13 protein-coding genes and 2 pseudogenes (1 of these 15 cut by a window edge) are annotated in these 17,720 nt (G+C 63.8%); 9 read left to right on the forward strand and 6 right to left on the reverse strand.

Features of this window, described 5'->3' with window-relative positions:
- On the reverse strand, positions 1 to 4,938 hold the 5' end (the start) of the coding sequence (locus BT179_RS08540; protein ID WP_072430714.1) for a non-ribosomal peptide synthetase. Its footprint begins 7,407 nt before the window's first position; 4,938 of the gene's 12,345 nt are visible here — the first part of the coding sequence; it begins with the start codon at positions 4,936 to 4,938; its stop codon lies off the left edge, out of view.
- 221 nt (positions 4,939 to 5,159) lie between these two features.
- Positions 5,160 to 5,894: a thioesterase II family protein gene (locus tag BT179_RS08545; RefSeq protein ID WP_072392081.1), complete on the reverse strand. Its 735-nt coding sequence runs from the start codon at positions 5,892 to 5,894 to the stop codon at positions 5,160 to 5,162.
- A gap of 279 nt (positions 5,895 to 6,173) precedes the next feature.
- On the opposite strand from BT179_RS08545, the gene tam reads away from it, so the two are divergent.
- The 4 genes from tam to BT179_RS08565 all read left to right on the forward strand — a co-directional run bounded on the left by tam (position 6,174) and on the right by BT179_RS08565 (position 11,121).
- Positions 6,174 to 6,944 (forward strand): trans-aconitate 2-methyltransferase, encoded by a 771-nt coding sequence (gene tam / locus BT179_RS08550; RefSeq protein WP_072430715.1) that lies wholly within the window; start codon positions 6,174 to 6,176, stop codon positions 6,942 to 6,944.
- 158 nt (positions 6,945 to 7,102) lie between these two features.
- On the forward strand, positions 7,103 to 8,236 hold the full coding sequence (locus BT179_RS08555) for a cupin-like domain-containing protein (RefSeq protein WP_072392075.1): 1,134 nt from the start codon (positions 7,103 to 7,105) through the stop codon (positions 8,234 to 8,236).
- Between the two features lie 268 nt (positions 8,237 to 8,504).
- Positions 8,505 to 9,305 carry an SDR family oxidoreductase gene (locus BT179_RS08560; protein ID WP_072430716.1) on the forward strand — a complete coding sequence of 267 codons (801 nt, stop codon included), beginning with the start codon at positions 8,505 to 8,507 and terminating at the stop codon, positions 9,303 to 9,305.
- Positions 9,298 to 11,121, forward strand: coding sequence for a glycoside hydrolase family 15 protein (locus BT179_RS08565; RefSeq protein ID WP_072430717.1), 1,824 nt, complete (start codon positions 9,298 to 9,300; stop codon positions 11,119 to 11,121). The genes BT179_RS08560 and BT179_RS08565 overlap by 8 nt, the downstream gene beginning before the upstream one ends.
- Before the next feature lie 86 nt (positions 11,122 to 11,207).
- Here BT179_RS08565 and BT179_RS08570 read toward each other — a convergent pair.
- Positions 11,208 to 11,588 (reverse strand): annotated as a pseudogene (locus BT179_RS08570) (DUF6124 family protein).
- A 476-nt stretch (positions 11,589 to 12,064) separates the two neighbouring features.
- Between BT179_RS08570 and BT179_RS08575 the strand changes: the two are divergent.
- Together BT179_RS08575 and BT179_RS08580 are read left to right on the forward strand one after the other, a co-directional pair.
- Complete coding sequence (locus BT179_RS08575) at positions 12,065 to 12,442, forward strand: hypothetical protein (protein ID WP_072430718.1); 378 nt, start codon at positions 12,065 to 12,067, stop codon at positions 12,440 to 12,442.
- Positions 12,443 to 12,460: 18 nt separating this feature from the next.
- Positions 12,461 to 13,363 carry an alpha/beta fold hydrolase gene (locus tag BT179_RS08580; RefSeq protein ID WP_072430719.1) on the forward strand — a complete coding sequence of 301 codons (903 nt, stop codon included), beginning with the start codon at positions 12,461 to 12,463 and terminating at the stop codon, positions 13,361 to 13,363.
- On the opposite strand, the gene BT179_RS08585 is transcribed toward BT179_RS08580, so the two are convergent.
- Complete coding sequence (locus BT179_RS08585) at positions 13,332 to 14,324, reverse strand: GlxA family transcriptional regulator (RefSeq protein WP_072430720.1); 993 nt, start codon at positions 14,322 to 14,324, stop codon at positions 13,332 to 13,334. The two genes, BT179_RS08580 and BT179_RS08585, sit on opposite strands and share 32 nt — an antisense overlap.
- A gap of 98 nt (positions 14,325 to 14,422) precedes the next feature.
- Here BT179_RS08585 and inhA point away from each other — a divergent pair, with 98 nt between their 5' ends.
- Complete coding sequence (gene inhA / locus BT179_RS08590) at positions 14,423 to 15,109, forward strand: isonitrile hydratase (RefSeq protein WP_072392052.1); 687 nt, start codon at positions 14,423 to 14,425, stop codon at positions 15,107 to 15,109.
- A gap of 73 nt (positions 15,110 to 15,182) precedes the next feature.
- Here inhA and BT179_RS08595 read toward each other — a convergent pair whose 3' ends face one another.
- Together BT179_RS08595 and BT179_RS08600 are read right to left on the reverse strand one after the other, a co-directional pair.
- Entirely contained in the window at positions 15,183 to 15,440 is a 258-nt protein-coding gene (locus BT179_RS08595) for an Atu4866 domain-containing protein (protein ID WP_072392049.1), read from the reverse strand.
- 28 nt (positions 15,441 to 15,468) lie between these two features.
- Complete coding sequence (locus tag BT179_RS08600; RefSeq protein WP_072392046.1) at positions 15,469 to 16,206, reverse strand: SDR family oxidoreductase; 738 nt, start codon at positions 16,204 to 16,206, stop codon at positions 15,469 to 15,471.
- Between the two features lie 202 nt (positions 16,207 to 16,408).
- On the opposite strand from BT179_RS08600, the gene BT179_RS08605 reads away from it, so the two are divergent.
- Positions 16,409 to 17,356 (forward strand): AraC family transcriptional regulator, encoded by a 948-nt coding sequence (locus BT179_RS08605; protein ID WP_072392043.1) that lies wholly within the window; start codon positions 16,409 to 16,411, stop codon positions 17,354 to 17,356.
- Between the two features lie 176 nt (positions 17,357 to 17,532).
- A pseudogene (locus BT179_RS08610) lies at positions 17,533 to 17,720 on the forward strand (hypothetical protein); the annotation flags it as partial.

Here is a 17,720-nt window from a genome sequence, read left to right on the forward strand (position 1 = left end):
GGCACGCTCACGCCAGTCCAGCACGGTGAACGGCACCGGCAGGTGCCTGTGGACGATTTGCAACGGCTGCTGCAGGTCGCCCTGCCAGACGAAGCCGCTGCGCAGGATGTCCTGGGCATCGATGCACGCCTGCCATGCCGCGCGGAAGCGCTCCACCTCCAGGCCTTGCACATCCACCCGCAGCTGGTTGACGTATTCGCCCGCGGCCTGCTCGTAGAGGGTGTGGAACAGCAGCCCCTGCTGCATCGGCGACAGCGGGTACAGGTCGTCGAGCTGGCCGGTCGGCACGGGCAGCCCATCGAGCTGCGCCTGGGTGATGCGGGCCATGGGGAAATCCGAGGGCGTGGCTTGCGGCACGGCCAGGTTGGCACAATGTTCGATCAGCGTCGTGAGTTCGAGGGCGTATCGATCCACCAGTCGCTGCACGGTGGCGCTGTCGAACATCTCACGGCTGTACCCCCAGCTCATGGTCAGCTCGCCGCCGTACACCTGCCCTTCCACGGTCAACCAGTTGGCCAGGGGCGCCGTGGGGTCCTGGGCGATGCCACTGCCTTCGCTGGACGGCTCGAACAGCGCCGATTCGTCGAACTGTCGGTCGAACTGGCCCAGGTAATTGAACGTGATGCGCGCCGGTGGCAGGTCGGCCAGCTCGGCTCGCACCTGGGGCGCAGCCAGATGGCGCAACACGCCATAGCCCAGGCCCTTGTCGGGAACGCTGCGCAATTGTTCCTTGATCGCCTTGATGGAAGCGCCGAGGTCGTCGGCGGCGGTCAGGTTCACGGCGAACAGACTCGTGAACCAACCGACCGTTCGGGTCAGGTCGATGTCATCGAACAGGTCTTCGCGGCCATGGCCTTCCAGCTCCACCAGCGTACCCGGCTGCCCGCTCCAACCGCTGACGGTGCGAGCCAGCGCGGTCAGCAGCAGATCGTTGACCTGGGTGCGATACGCCGCTGGTGCCTGTTGCAGCAATTGCCGGGTCAGCCCGGCGTCCAGGCGCCATTGGATCCTGGCGCCATGGGCGTTTTCCAGGCTGCCTTGCGGACGCTCGCATGGCAGGTCCTGCGCGCCCTGGTGCTGGGCTTTCCAATAGGCCAACTGGTCGTCGAAACGCGACGCTTCGGCGCTCAGGCGCTCGGTCCAGCCCTGGAACGCACTGGTCTTGGCCGGCAACGTCACACCGCCACCCGCCGCCAACTGCTCGTAGGCCTGCTGCAAATCTTCCAGCAATACACGCCATGACACGCCGTCCACCACCAAATGATGGATGACCAGCGCCAGCCGCTGGCTGCCATCGGCCAGGCTGACCAGCATCGCCCGCATCAGCGGCCCATCCCGCAGGCAAAGACTGCGCTGCGCTTCGTCGCACAGCGCACCCAGTTGTTCGACCGATTGCGCATCGCGCAGCCACAGGCCAGCGCCTTGCAGCAGCGGCCCATGGTTCTGTCGCCAGCCGTCCGCTTCTTCGACGAAGCGCAGGCGCAAGGCGTCGTGGTGATTGATGACGCAGGTCAGCGCCTCGTCGAGTCGCTGCGCGTCCACGGGCTCGCGCGGGCTGAGCAGCAACGACTGGTTCCAGTGCGCTCGGTCCTGCATCGGCTGCGCGAAGAACCGATGCTGGATCGGTCCGAGCAGGGCTTGGCCGGTGACCGGCCCCTGGTCCACGGCATTGTGATGCTCGACGCTGGCCACCAGCGCCAGGCTGCGCACGGTCTGGTGCTGGAACAGATCGCGTGGATTGAGGTGGATACCGAGCTGTCGCGCACGGCTCACCACCTGAATGGAGATGATCGAATCACCGCCCAGTTCGAAGAAATTGTCTTCCAGGCCGACCCGCTCCAGCCCCAGAACGTCCTGCCATATGCCGGCCAGCGCAATCTGCAGCGCATCCTGAGGAGCGACGAACGCTTGCTGCGGCGCGGCATCCGGTTGCGGCAGGGCCTTGCGATCCAGTTTGCCGTTGGCGGTCACCGGCAGCCTGGCCAGGGGCATCAGGTAGGTCGGGACCATGTATTCCGGCAGGCTGCCCAGCAGCCAGGCCTTGACGTCCTGTTGCCACTGCTCGGGCGGCTGGGGGTTTTCCAGCACCACATAGCCCACCAGGTGCTTGCCGTCCTGCACCAGCACCACCGCCTCGCGCACCAGCGGGTGTTGCACCAGCCGGGTCTCGATTTCACCCAGCTCGATGCGCAGGCCACGCAGCTTGACCTGATGGTCGAGGCGGCCAAGGTATTCGATCACGCCGTCGGCACGCTGGCGCACGCGATCACCGGTACGGTACAGGCGCTCGCCGGCATGGAACGGGCACGGTACAAAGCGCTCGGCGGTCAATGCCGGGCGCCGGTGATAACCGCGCGCCAACCCCGCCCCGCCCAGGTACAACTCACCGGACACACCCCACGGCACCGGTTTCAGCTGGGCGTCGAGCACATGGGTGCGCAGATTGGCGATCGGCTGCCCGATCGGCACACAATCGGCGTCTTCGTCGACACACGTCCAGTGGGTCACGTCGATTGCCGCTTCGGTCGGACCGTACAGATTGTAGAGCCCGGCGTTCGGCAGCTTGGCGAAGACCTGATGCTGGGCATCCAGGGGCAAGGCTTCACCGCTGCAGACGATGCGCTTGAGCCCGGTACAGGTTTCCACGCCGGGCTCGTGGATAAACGCTTGCAGCATCGACGGCACGAAGTGCAGCGTGCTGATGCCGTGACGGTTGATGCTGTCGATCAGTTGCAGCGGGTCGCGATGGGCTCCCGACGCGGCCATCACCAGCCGGGCGCCGGTCATCAGGGGCCAGAAGAATTCCCATACCGACACGTCGAAACTGAACGGTGTCTTCTGCAACACCGCATCGCTGCCGTCCAGGCTGTAGGCCTGTTGCATCCAGCACAGACGGTTGACCAGCGCGGCATGGCTGTTACCCGCGCCCTTGGGCCGGCCGGTGGAACCGGAGGTATAGATCACATAGGCCAGGCTCAACGGATCGACCACCACCTCGGGGCGGCGTTCGCTGTAGGCGTCGAGCCAGCCGGCCGGCTGATCAAGCAGGATCACGCTGACGTCATCGGTGGGCAGTGCCGCCGACAGCGAACCCTGGGTCAGCAGCAAGGCGATGCCACTGTCCTGAATCATGTAGGCCAGGCGCTCCTGCGGGTATTCCGGGTCCAGTGGCACATAGGCGCCGCCGGCCTTGTGGATCGCCAGCAGGCCAACAACCATTTCCACCGAGCGCTCGACACAGATCCCCACCAGGCTGTCCGCCTGTACGCCCTGCGCCATCAGCAGGTGGGCCAGTTGGTTGGCACGGGCGTCGAGCTGGGCGTAGGTCAGGCTGTGCTCGCCGCAAGACACCGCCACGGCCTGCGGAGTGCGCGCCACCTGGGCTTCGATCAGCCGATGCATGCACCGGTCGGTGGGGTAGCGCTGGGCAGTGGTGTTCCAGTCGTGCACCAGGACCTGATGCTCGTCGGCATCGAGCAGGGGCAATTCGCCGATGCGCTGCGATGGATCGGCCACCATCGCCGCCAGCAGACGCAGCCAGTGCCGCGCCATGCGCGCGATGGTCGGGGCTTCGAACAGGTCATTGGCGTAGGTCAGCGCGGCGTGCAGCTTGCCGGCCTTCTCGAAGGTGTCCAGGGTCAGGTCGAACTGGGTGGTGCGGCCCTGCCAGTCGATCATGCCCAGCTCCAGCCCGGATGCCGTGCTGATGCGGGTGAGGTCGGCCACCTGCGGCTGATGGTTGTACATCACCTGGAACAGTGGCGTATGGCTGAGGCTGCGCTCCAGCTTCAAGGCTTCTACCAGGCGTTCGAACGGCAGGTCCTGATGGGCCTGGGCGCCGAGGGCGGCCTCTTTGACGGCCCGCAGAAGATCTACCACCCGTGTCTGCCCGTCGAGCTCGGTACGCAGCACCTGGGTGTTGACGAAAAAGCCGATCAGGCCTTCGATTTCATCGCGATTGCGGTTGGCGATGGGCACGCCGACACGGATATCGCACTGGCCGCTGTAGCGATGCAACAGCACATTGAACGCGCCGAGCAAGAGCATGAACAACGTCACGCCATGCTGCTGGGCTGTGCTGCGCAGCTGCTCGGCCAAGGCGCCGTCGATGGCGAATTCATGACGGCTGCCACGGTAGCTCGGCATGGCCGGGCGGGAGTGATCGGTGGGCAATTCCAGTACCGGATGCTCATCCCCCAGTTGCGCCTGCCAGTATTCCAGTTGCCGTGCCTGTTCGCCCGCTTCGAGCCAGCGGCGCTGCCACAGGGCATAGTCGCTGTACTGGATCGGCAACGGTGCGAGTTGCGGTGGCTGCCCCGCTTCATGCGCGTCATAGCAGCGAATGAATTCATCGATCAGCACGTTCATCGACCAACCGTCGGAGACGATGTGATGCAAGGTCAGCAGCAATACATGCTCCTGCTCGCCAAGCTTGAGCAGCTTGACCCGCAACAGCGGCCCGACCGCCAGATCGAACGGCAGCAGCGACTGTCGTTGCGCCGCCTCGGCCACCGCACGCTCGCGCTCGGCGGTCGCCAACGCGCTGAAATCCTCTTGCTCGATCACCAGTGGCGCGGTCATGGGCACTTGCAGGAGGTTGTCGTCGGCCTGGCGCTGGAACACCGTGCGCAGGGTTTCATGACGAGCCATCAGACTGGCGAAGGCCTGCTCCAGGGCCGACAGGCTCAACGCGCCCTTGAGCCGCACCGCGCCGGGCAGGTTGTAGGCACCGCTGTGAGGGTCCAGCTGCCAGAGAAACCACATGCGCTGCTGGGCATAGGACAAGGCCTGGCGATCTTCGGCCTCGACGCCCTGGGGGATGGGGAAGCCGCTGAACTGCACGCCCTCCTTGTCCAACGCTGCCAGGAACATCCGGCGCTTTTCCAGGGGCAACCCGATAAACCGGCGAGCAAGTTTCAAGGCGTCTTCAGCATTCATTTCTGGGTATCCGGAATCAGTGGGCACAAGGCACAAAGGCAAGTCGTCCCTATAAAACGAATGCAGACCGGAAAAATTAGCGTTTGAGAATTTGTGTCAGGAAGAGCATCCCGACGTGCAATAGACCGCCCACAGTGTGACGAGGGGATTTTCCCGCTGGGCTGCGCAGCCCAGCGGGAAAATCCCCTCGTCACAAAGCAGGTTATGGGTGCATCAGCGCGTCAGGCGCTGATCGCCAGGCCATGGCGCCGGTGATGCACGCTCAACTGATCCTTGATCAGCCGCAGCACCCGGGCCTCGTGTTCGTGGATGAAGAAGTGACCGCCGGCCAGCATGTCCACCGAAAAACTGCCCGAGGTTTCCCGGCGCCAGCCGATCAGTTGTTCGGTATTGGCTTTGTCCGTGGTGCCTCCCAGCACATGCACCGGGCAGTTGAGGGGCGGCCGGATCCTGGGCTGGAAATGCCCGCACATGAGGAAGTCCGCGCGCAGGACCGGCAACGTCAGCGCCATCAGCTCTTCGTTGGCCAACACCTCTTCGCTGGTGCCGTTGAGGGTGCGCAGTTGCTCGATCAGCTCGGCATCGGTTTTCGGCTCGGCGAAACCACGATCGTAATCGGCCCGCATCGTTGGCGCGGCAGTGCCCGAGGCAAACAGCGCCACCGGCTCGGCGCAGCCCAGCTCACGCAAGGCGTGGGCGATTTCACAAGCCAGCAGCGCCCCCAGGCTGTGACCGAACAAGGCGTAGGGCGCCTGGAGCGTCGGCAGCAGTTCCCGCGCCAGTTGCAGCGCCAACGGGCCCATGTCGGTGTGCAACGGCTCGTCGAAACGCGCCCCGCGCCCCGGCAGCTCCACCGGCCGCACCTGCAGCCACTGGGGCAACTTGCGTCGCCAGCGGTTGTAAACCATCGCGCTGGCGCCCGAGTAAGGCAGGCACAGCAAGGTCAGTTGGGTCACAGCGGTTTTCTCCGAGCGGTGGTGTATGGAAGATAACGAAGTGGCAAGGCAATGAATTAGTCGAATGCACCGTCGACGCGCCATCTTACTATCGGCTGCCCTTATACTGGCGGGCATCCTGTCCAGGCTCTGTACGAAAAGCCTTGATACTCGTTCAGGCTGCGTTGAGAACAACCTCGCAATGCTCATGCATTCTGCGCTTGCCCGGCTGCTTTCGCCTTGCCTGACCTCGTCTCAAAACTTTCGTACAGAGCCTGGCCCACCGAAAAGGAGCCCGTCATGAGCTGGTCCGCCAAGCAATATGTCACCTTCGAACAGGAACGCACCCGTCCGGCCCGAGACCTGCTGGCCGCCATCGCGAGCATGGCGCCCCGCTCGGTGATCGACCTGGGATGCGGCCCCGGCAATTCCACCGAACTGCTGGTGCAGCAGTTCGACGGTGCGACGGTGCGGGGCCTGGACAGTTCCGCCGACATGATCGCCGCCGCTCGCCAACGCTTGCCCGACGTGGCGTTCGAAGTGGCGGACATCGGTCAATGGCAGGAGCCCGGGCCGTTCGACGTGATCTTCGCCAATGCCGTGCTGCAATGGCTGCCCGACCATGCCCGCCTGCTCCCCGCGCTGGTGGACAAACTGGCGCCCGGAGGCAGCCTGGCGGTCCAGATGCCCGATACCCTGCACCAGCCATCCCACCGCCTGATGCGCGAAATCGCCGCCAGCGGTCCCTGGGCCAGCCAACTGGCCGGGGCGGCCGATACCCGTACCGAGGTGGAAGACGCCAGCACCTACTACTCGATCCTCAAGGCCCACTGCGCCCGTGTCGATGTGTGGCGCACCACCTACCACCATCCTTTGGCCGGCGGTGCCGCCGGGGTGGTGGAATGGTTCAAGGGCAGTGGCTTGCGGCCGTTTCTCGATCCCCTGGACGAAGCCCAGCGCGCCCGATACCTGGAGCAATACCTGAAGGCGATCGAACAGGCCTACCCCGCCCTGGAAGATGGCACGGTGCTGCTGCCGTTCCCCCGGGTCTTCATGGTTGCCACGCGTTAAAACCGTGTGGCTGATTCCCGCAGGCAAATGAACCACACGGGCCACCAGGGCTTGTACGAAAAGTACAAAGCCCTGGGCGCTGGTCGGCGGTGAGGGGCTAAATTTCTGTTCCGGCCCCTCGTTACCTGCCAAGACCAAAACCCACAAGAGTGACCGCCGTGGACCTGCAAACCATCCTGGGCAAACTGTTCGCCAATGCCGGCGCCGTTGGTATCGAAGGCGTTTTCCAATTCGTGTTCGGGCCTCATCAGGCGTACTGGTCCGAGGTCAAGGCCAGCAGTCGCACCCAGGCCGGCCACCACGCCAGTCCCGACGTGACCATCGAGGTCGCGGAAAAAGACTTCCTCGGGATCATGGCCGGCATGGCCAATGTCGAGGAGCTGTTCGCCAGCGGCCGCCTGAAGATCGGCGGCAACATGGGCCTGGCGACCCTGCTGCCGCAGATCATCGACCATGCCCGGCATGGGGGTGGCGTGGTAGAAAAAGTCGACATGAACAAGCGCTACCCCACCCCACCGCGCTTCAGCGAAAAACTCACCGCCAGCCTGCCCACCCAACGCACCGTGGAGCGGCGCCCGCGCAGCGATCTGTCGGTGCAGGAGTTCCAGTCGCGCTACCTGCCCCACGGCATCCCGGTGGTCATCAGCGATGCGTTGCGGGACTGGCCGCTGTTCAAGCTCAGCCGCGAAGAGTCCCTGGTGCACTTCGCCGAGCTGCAAGGCATCACCCGCCACGGCGACTACGTGAAGAAAACCTTTTCCACCGAACGGGACTTTCGCTCCACCTCCATGGCCGATTTCATTGCCTCCCTGGACAACCCGGCCCCCAGGAGCGCCGACGGCGAACCGCCGGCCTACATGGGCAACAACATCCTGCCGGCGCAACTGATGGAGCAGATCAAGTACCCGCCCTACTTCGATTCGTCGCTGTTCATCCCGCCGCGCATCTGGATCGGCCCCAAGGGCACCCTGACGCCCCTGCACCGGGACGACACCGACAACCTGTTCGCCCAGGTCTGGGGTCGCAAGCGCTTCATCCTCGCCGCCCCCCACCATCGCGAGGCCCTGGGCACCTGGTCGACGGCTCCCCAGGGCGGCCTGGACGGCTGTGACTTCAACCCGGATGCGCCAGACTACCAACGTTTTCCCGCCGCCCGGGACGTGACGTTCATGCGGATCACCCTGGAGGCCGGGGACCTGCTGTTCCTGCCCGAGGGCTGGTTCCACCAGGTGGAGTCGGTGTCTACCTCACTGTCGGTGAACTTCTGGGTGAACTCCGGAAGGGGCTGGTAAGGCCGAAGTTGAACACCGTCCTGTGGCGAGGGAATTTATCCCCGTTGGGCTGCCTAGCAGCCCCAGGATCTCCAATCTGACTCTTGCTGATACACCGAGTTGCCTGGTTTCAGGGCCGCTTCGCAAGCCCAGCGGGAATAGATCCCCTCGCCACCCATTGTTCCGTTCATCAGTGTTTCACGTCATCGTGAAGATCGCTTCACCCAAGTGAACTCTGCACTCCTCCCGTCAGTCAGCAGGTAAGGCCCTCACTTCAAGGTGCTAGACCATGCAGATATCTCTCGCCCGACAAGTCGCCCTCGTCACCGGCGCCAGCTCCGGCATCGGCGCAGGTTCGGCCAGGGCCTTGGCGGCGGCCGGTGCCGCCGTGGTGCTCAATTATCATTCCAGTGCGGGACCGGCCAGGGAACTGGCCGAGGAAATCAACGACAGCGGCGGTCGTGCCATCGCCCTCGGCGCCGACGTGGCGAAAGAGGACCAGGTCGAACGGCTGTTCGCCCAGGCCCTGGAGACGTTCGGTGCCCTGGACATTCTGGTCGCCAATTCCGGCCTGCAGAAAGATGCCGCCGCCGTCGACATGAGCCTTGAGGACTGGAACACCGTGATCGGTGTCAACCTCACCGGCCAGTTCCTCTGCGCCCGCGCCGCCCTGAGGATTTTCAACCGCCAGGGCATTCGCCAGGGCGTATCCCGCGCCGCCGGCAAGATTATCCACATGAGTTCGGTGCATCAGCGCATCCCCTGGGCCGGGCACGTCAATTACGCAGCCTCCAAGGGCGGCATCGATCAATTGATGCAGACCCTGGCCCAGGAAACCAGCCACCAGCGCATCCGCATCAACGGCATTGCTCCCGGCGCCATCCGCACGGCCATCAACCGTGAAGCCACCGAGGGTGAACAGGAGCAAAGGCTGCTGGAGCTGATTCCCTATGGACGCGTCGGCGAAGTGGACGACGTGGCCAACGCGGTGGTCTGGCTGGCGTCGGACCTGTCCGATTACGTGGTGGGTACCACATTGTTCATCGATGGCGGGATGAGCCTTTATCCGGGGTTCCGTGACAATGGCTGAGCATGACGAACCCCAGAGCCCCATCGAGAATCACGGCATCATCGGCGACATGCGCACCGCCGCGCTGGTCAATGACCGAGGCAGCGTCGATTTTTTCTGTTGGCCGGAATTCGACAGCCCGTCGATCTTCTGCTCGCTGCTGGACACGCCCCAGGCCGGCATCTTCCAGCTCGCTCCAGACCTGCCCCAGGCGCGTCGACAACAGATCTACCTGCCCGACACCAATGTGCTGCAGACCCGTTGGCTGAGCGACGGCGTGGTGGTGGAGATCACCGACATGCTGCCCATCGCAGACAGCGAAGACGATCTGCCGGTGCTGATGCGCAAGGTCCATATGGCGGTGGGCCGCGCGACGTTTCGCATGCGCTGCGCGGTGCGCCACGACTATGCCCGGGCCGCCACCGAGGCACGCCAGGACGGCCCCCATATCTGTTTCGAGGCGCCGGGACAACCGAGCCTGCGCCTGTGTTCGGACCAGGCCATGGCCCTGGATGGCAACGCAGCGGTGGCCGGGTTCACCCTGCAGGAAGGCCAGAGCGCCGAATTCCTGCTGGGGGGCATCGACGACCCCAGGCTCACCGACGACGTCAGCGCACTGTGCCTGGAACGGACCCTGGCGTTCTGGCGCAGCTGGATCGGCCAATCCAACTATCGAGGGCGCTGGCGGGAGATGGTCAACCGCTCGGCCCTCACCCTCAAGTTGCTGACCTCGCGCAAACATGGCGCCATCCTGGCCGCCGCCACTTTCGGGCTGCCGGAAAGCCGGGGCGGCGAGCGCAATTGGGATTACCGTTACACCTGGATCCGCGACGCCTCGTTCACGGTCTATGCGTTCATGCGCCTGGGCTTCGTCGAAGAAGCCAATGCCTACATGCGTTTCCTGCGAAACCGGGTCAGCGACTGCTGCGAGCAGCCGACCAAACTCAATATTCTCTACGGCCTCGACGGCCGGCAGGAACTGCCGGAAAGCGAACTGCCGCACCTGAGCGGCTTCGGCCAGGCGCAACCGGTGCGCATTGGCAACCTCGCCTACCAGCAAGTGCAATTGGATATCTTTGGCGAGCTGATGGATGCGGTGTACCTGGTCAACAAATACGGCGAGGCCATTTCCCATGAAGGTTGGAAACACACCGTCGACGTGATCGACCAGGTGTGCAGCATCTGGCAGGAAAAGGACGTAGGCATCTGGGAGATGCGCGGCGACAAGCAGCATTTCCTGCACTCGCGGCTGATGTGCTGGGTGGCCGTCGACCGCGGCATCCGCCTGGCGGTCAAGCGTTCCCTGCCTGCGCCGTTCAGCCGCTGGGACGAGACTCGCCAAGCCATCTACCAGGACATCTGGACGCATTTCTGGGACGACGAACGCCAGCATTTCGTCCAGCGCCTGGGCAGCACGGCGGTCGATGGTTCAATGCTGCTGATGCCACTGGTGCGTTTCGTCAGCGCCCGCGATCCGCGCTGGCTCGCCACCCTGGACGCCATCGAAAAACACCTGGTGCGCGATGGCATGGTGTATCGCTACCGCAACGACGACCAGCCGATCGACGGCCTCAGCGGCAGCGAAGGTTCATTCGTCGCGTGCTCGTTCTGGTACGTCGAATGCCTGGCCCGCGCCGGCCGCCTGGAAAAAGCCCAGCTGGAATTCGAACAACTGCTGCGCTACGCCAACCCGCTGGGGCTGTACGCCGAGGAGTTCGACAGCCATGGCTATCACCTGGGCAACACACCCCAGGCCCTGAGCCACCTGGCGCTGATCAGCGCGGCCAGTTTCCTGGATCGCCAGTTGAGCGGCGAGAAGCACCACTGGCAGCCGTGAGCGAGGTCGCCAGCACTTTCAAAGTGAACACACTGTGGCGAGGGGATTCATCCCCTCGCCACAGATCAAGCCCCTTTGTCACAAGACTACGGCGCCAACTGGCTTGTTGGCTCAGCCAATTCGATGTCATCCAGCGCTCGGTCGGCCAGCAATGCACCCAGTTCGATCAATTGCTGAATGCCCAGCGCCACATGCCGCCGAGAGCCCTCCAGCTCGAACGCCAGGTCGCTGACCATGGCATTGGCCGAGGCCAGGGTTTCGCTGAGGCTGGTCAGGACCGATTCGGTGTTGATGCCTGGAACCACCGAAAAGACGCGGCCGTCCTAGGTGTCGGGCTTGGCTGGCGTCGGGGTGGACAGATGGATATTCAGCGCCCGGTCGGCCGCTTCGCGGAGTTTTCTTGAATCGAGGGTGGTATAGGAAGAGAGGTTTTCGGCGCGTGGGGGGTTGGGGGTGATCTTGACCATGACATAAAGCTCCATTCAAAAGTGGAGTTCGCCATTCCGCGACCAAGCAGAGGGGTGGCGAACTGTGCGCAGGTTGGTCGACCAGGGAATGGAAACCCGGCAGGGCCCGAAGCCCTCCCACGCACAGCCGGCCATAAAGCAGGCAGCCGCTCGCGCGGCATTGTGCGCCATTCTAAACCCGGGCGACCAAGCCCGGTCGCTGATTTTGCAGCGACCGATCAAGCCTATCCCCGCCTCTTCCGAACCGACAACCGCCGCGACTCGTCAGAAAATTCCGGTTCACCTATTTTTTTGTAGGAACACCACACCATTGTGGCGAGGGGATAAATCCCCTCGCCACAAAAGCGATCACCGCCACTTTCCCATTTATCGCCACTGCCCGTTAGAAGTTGCCAGCCCGGAAAACCCCTCCTAAGATCGATGCACTCACGGGTGCAGCGGAGCTGCCCGATAAAAGCCCGACTCAAGGACCTGACATGACTCATATCAAACGCCCCATCACGACCCCACTCCGAACAGGCCTGACCCGGGAGGATCTCTGGGAAAGCCATGACCGGGGCTTGATCAAGTGCTGGGAAATCGGCCGCGACCGCGCGTCGAAGTTTCCGGAACTGGCGCAACGTTGCCTGGCCGGTGAGTTGCCGGTGCTGGGCTGGAAAGGCGGGGTCAGCCGCAGCTTGAAGAAGAACGAAAAATTCGGCTGCCTCAAATACCTCGCCCAATGGCAAGGGCTGCGCGGTGAAGACCTGGACATCGACCTGTCCCAGGAACGCACCCTGACCTGCACCAGCACGAAGATGAACGTGACGTTCACGCCGGATCGGGCCAAATATGTGAATCAGGAGCCCGCCTGAACACAACCGGAGGCCACCATGCGCCAGGAACCCAAGGTCGATTTCGCGGTGACGCCGCTGTTGCGCATCGCCTATGAAGAGCATGGCCCAGCCACTGGGGAGCCGGTGATCCTGTTGCACGGTTTTCCCTACGACCCCAGGGCCTTCGATGAAGTCGCCCCGGTGCTCGCCGGTCGCGGTTACCGGGTCATCGTGCCCTATCTGCGCGGCTACGGCCCGACCCGGTTCAACAACCCCGCCATCATCCGTTCCGGCCAGCAAGCGGCGCTGGCCCAGGACCTGCTGGACCTGATGCACGTGCTCCATATTCCCCAAGCGGCACTGTGCGGCTACGACTGGGGCGGCCGGGCGGCATGTATCGTGGCGGCGTTGTGGCCCGAGCGTGTGCGCTGCCTGGTCACCGGGGACGGCTACAATCTGCAGGACATCCCTAGATCGACCCAGCCGCTGGACCCGGCCACCGAACATCGCCTGTGGTACCAGTACTACTTCCACACGCCCCGCGGCGTCGAAGGCCTGACGCAGAATCGACGTGAACTGTGCGCGTTGCTCTGGCGCCTGTGGTCGCCAACCTGGAAGCGCGGCGCCGAGCTGTACCCGCTGAGCGCACCGTCCTTCGACAACCCGGACTTCGTCGACGTGGTGATCCATTCCTATCGGCATCGTTTCATGTATGCACCGGGGGATCCGACCCTGGAAGGGATCGAGGAACAGCTGGCGGCGCAACCGGCCATCCGCGTGCCGAGCATTTCCCTGTGCGGTGCCGACGACGGCGTGGGCCCGGCCCCCGAGCTGGACGAGGACGCCGGACACTTCACCGGTTTCTATGAACGCCGAGTGCTGGCCGGCGTTGGCCACAACATTCCCCAGGAAGCACCCGAAGCCACTGTCAAGGCGCTGCTGGATCTGCTTGAAGGCTGACCGCGAAACGCTCGCGGTACGCCTGGGGCGTCACGCCCATGGCCCGCAGGAAACCGCGTCGCAGGGTTTCCTCGCTGCCAAAGCCGCATTGCGCCGCCACCCGCTTGATCGGCACGACGGTGTCGGCCAGTAGCCGGCGGGCGGTCTCCACGCGGATCAGCTCCACCGCCCGCGCCGGTGTCTGGCCAGTCTCGGCGCGATAGTGACGCACGAAGCTGCGTTCGCTCATGCCTGCCTGAGCGGCCAGGTTGGGCAGGCCAAGTTCGCAGGAAAGGTTTTCGGCGATCCAGGCATGCAATTCATCGAAACGACCACCCTGGTTCTGTAGCGACAAGGTCACGCTGAACTGCGACTGCCCACCCGGCCGCTTGAGAAACACCACCAGTTGCCGGGCGACCTCCAGGGCCACGGCACGTCCCAGGTCGTCCTCCACGAGCGCCAGGGCCAGATCGATGCCAGCCGTGACCCCCGCCGAGGTCCAGACCGGACCGTCGTTGATGAAAATCGGGTTGGGTTCGACCCGCAATTTCGGATGCTGCTCGGCCAACTGCTCGCAGCGTGTCCAGTGCGTGACCACCCGCCGGCCGTCCAGCCAGCCGCTGGCAGCCAGCAGGAACGCGCCGGTGCATACCGACGCCACCCGCCGCGAACGCAGGCCATGATTCTTGACCCAGGCCACCAGCGCAGGGTCCTTCGCCGCCTCGTACACGCCCCAGCCACCCGCGATAAGCAGGGTGTCGCTGCCCTCATCGGGCAACGGCTCGGCCAGCAACGCCAGGCCCGCCGACGACACCACCGCCCCGCCACCGGCCGCCACCACCGTCGGCGCATACGGCAACGGCAAGCCACGCTGGCGGGCCAGGTCGTTGGCCGAGGCGAACACTTGCAAGGGCCCGGTGACATCCAGCACCTGCACATTGGCGAAGGCCAGTACATGAACGGTTTTCGGTGAATGGGACATATTGGCGTAATTCGTGGGGTGATTGGCGTATACGCCAGAGCCTACGGACCTAAAGTAGAACCGTCCACCCCCGGGCACCCTGACAAGGAGAAAGCGACATGACACTGCAGATCGGCTTGCTGTTGTTCCCCCAAGTCCAGCAACTGGACCTGACCGGCCCTTATGACGTGCTGGCCTCGTTGCCGGATGTGAAAGTGCATCTGATCTGGAAAGACCTGGCGCCTGTCACCTCCAGCACCGGGCTGGTACTGTCGCCCACCACCACGTTCGAGGACTGCCCGAAGCTGGACGTCATCTGTGTCCCTGGTGGCAGTGGTGTCGGCCCGTTGATGGAAGACGAACAGACGCTGGCCTTCATCAAGCGCCAGGCCAGCCAAGCGCAGTACATCACCTCGGTGTGCACCGGCGCACTGGTGCTGGGTGCGGCGGGACTGCTGCGAGGGAAGCGGGCTACCACCCACTGGGCCTACCACAGCTTGCTGTCGCCCTTGGGTGCGATCCCGATCAAGGAGCGCGTGGTACGAGACGACAAGCTCATCACCGGCGGTGGCATTACCGCCGGGATCGACTTTGCCTTGACTCTGGCGGCCGAGCTGTTCGACCAGGACACCGCCGAGCTGGTCCAGCTTCAACTCGAATACGCCCCTGCCCCACCGTTCGACGCTGGCCACCCGGACACCGCACCCGCGCAAGTGCTGGAAGAGGCCAATCGGCGCGCGGCGGAGTCGTTCCGGGTGCGCTCGCAGATCACCCAACGTGCCGCGGCGCGAATGACGGTGGCTTGACGGTCAATCCCCAGTCGGCATGAGACCGGCGGCGAGGGGGGTATCCCGCTCGCCGCCGGTTTCAACGAGTACGTCATTCTTCCTGGCGATACAGGACCATACCCGCGTGATAGAGCACACCTTCGCGAAAATCCCCATCGGCGGTGAAACCGGTGTCGTCGTGATATTCGATGTGGTCGCCCTGCAGCCAGTAGTCGCCTTGATAGGCGCTTTCACGTGTACCGCGTGCTTCGTCATAACGCCCCCCCGGCAGCAGCCGATGGCGGATCACGCCATCGGCCGTCACCCACAGGCCGACGAACTTGTCCTGGTCTCCAAATGCCTTTCTCATAGGAACGTCTCCTGTCGGTCGAGTCGGTTCAGAACGGACTGGCGGTTGGCCGCACCACCAGCTCGCTGACGTCCACATCCGCCGGTTGCTCGATGGCGTAGGCGATCGCCCGGGCAATCGCCTCGGCGGGGATCGCGATCCTGCGGAACTCGCGCATCTCGGCACGTCCACCTTCATCGGAAATGCTCTCGGCCAATTCCGACTCGGTCACGCCAGGGGAAATGACCGTGACTCGCACATCACCGCCGACCTCCTGCCGCAGCCCCTCGGAAATGGCCCGCACGGCAAACTTGGTGGCGCAATACACCGCGGCGGTCGGGCTGACGGTGTAGGCCCCGATGGATGCGATGTTGATGAACTGGCCGCTGCGCTGACGCTGCATCAAGGGCAAGCCGGCCGCGATGCCATGGAGCACGCCACGGATGTTGACATCGATCATGCGATCCCATTCCTCGACTTTCAGCGCCTCGAGCTTGGAGAGCGGCATGACTCCGGCGTTGTTGATGATCACGTCGACCCGGCCGAAACGCTCGACCGCGAAGTCAATCAAATCCTGGACATCGTCGCGGCGGGTCACGTCCACCGCTTTGCAGACGGCCTGCTGGCCTTTTGTTTCGAGCTCCTGGACCAGCGCCTGCAAACGGTCGACGCGACGTGCACCGAGTACTACGCGGGCGCCTCGTGCCGCCAGCAGACGTGCCGCGGCTTCACCAATCCCGCTGCTGGCACCTGTGATCACCACTACTTTGTTCTGGATATCGGACATGATGGTTTCCTCGTCTGGATGTGTTGGCCCCCGGTGGGAGCGTTTCGACAGGTCCAGATTAGGGAAGCAGCCGATCTCAGGGTTAGCCGGATCCTCCTGCGCACTTGCACGATCCTGTAGCGATAAAACCGACTCTGGTCGCCGGCCGCGCAATCGGCTTTACTAGCGCGATCCATTCATTTGGCCAGGGAGATTGATCGGCATGTCGGTATCCACCTCCATACAGATTGCGCCAGACGACGGCGTCAACCAGCGCCGCGCAGAGCTGGCGGAGCTGATGAAACGTTACGCACCGGAAAATGGGGTCTTCCCCACGGCCATCGAACCCTTGCACCTGATTCGTAGCGACCAGCCGACCGATGCCCTGCATCTCGTGCACAAGCCGGGCCTTTGCGTGATCATCGAAGGACGCAAGGAAGTACGGCTGGCGGATGAATGCTACGTATATGACCCGCTCAATTACCTGGTGGTCTCGGTCACGCTGCCACTGGCCGGCCAGGTCATCGAAGCCAGCCCCGAGCGACCTTATATGTGCATTCGCCTGGACATCGATCCGGCACAGATCTGCCGCCTGATCGCCGACGCCAGCCCCATCGGCGTACCGGCCCAACGGAGCGGGCGTGGATTGTTCCTGGACCGCATCGACGCGCCGCTGCTCGATGCCGTATTGCGACTGTTGCGACTGCTGGAGAGCCCGGACGACATCGCCACCCTGGCTCCTCTGGCCCAGCAGGAGATCTTCTACCGTCTGCTGCGTGGTGCCCAAGGCCAGCGCTTGCATGAAATTGCCATTCCAGACACCCAGGCCCACCGCATCAGCCGCGCTATCGAGTGGCTCAATACCCATTATGCCGAGCCGCTGAGCATCGACAGCCTTGCACAGATGATCAACCTCAGCCCTTCTGCGTTGCATCACCGATTCAAGGCCGTGACCGCCATGAGTCCATTGCAGTATCAAAAGCAGCTGCGCCTGCAGGAAGCCCGACGGTTACTGCTTTCCGAGAACAGCGATGTTTCGTCAATCGGCTACAAGATGGGTTACGAAAGCCCTTCGCAGTTCAGCCGCGAATACAGCCGTCTATTCGGCGCATCTCCGAGCAAGGACATCGCCCGTCTACGTGCCCAGGCGCTGCAAGCCAACACTGCCTGATCCTGCACACAAACAGGATCAGGCAAAACCGGGGCAGTATTCGTCTAACGACCGCACCCATCGCGCCCCTAATCTGAACCCATGCAGCAAGACAACCGTCACGCTGCAACGGGTTCAGCAGATCACGATATCTGAACGACCCGGCACTCAACCTTTGATATGACCGGAGTCTTACCATGAAAACTTTCAACACCCTGATCGCCGCTACTACCTTCGCCCTGAGCGCCAGTGCCTTTGCCCTGCCGAGCCAGCAAGAAGACCGTTTCTTCACCCAGGCCTCGGATTACCAACAGACGATGGCCGCTGATGGCGCGGAGCGGACCCCTGGTGGCCAGGCCCTCGCCGCTGATGGCGCGGATCGGAC

Source organism: Pseudomonas sp. NFACC43, from assembly GCF_900119645.1.
Classification (GTDB): Bacteria; Pseudomonadota; Gammaproteobacteria; order Pseudomonadales; family Pseudomonadaceae; genus Aquipseudomonas.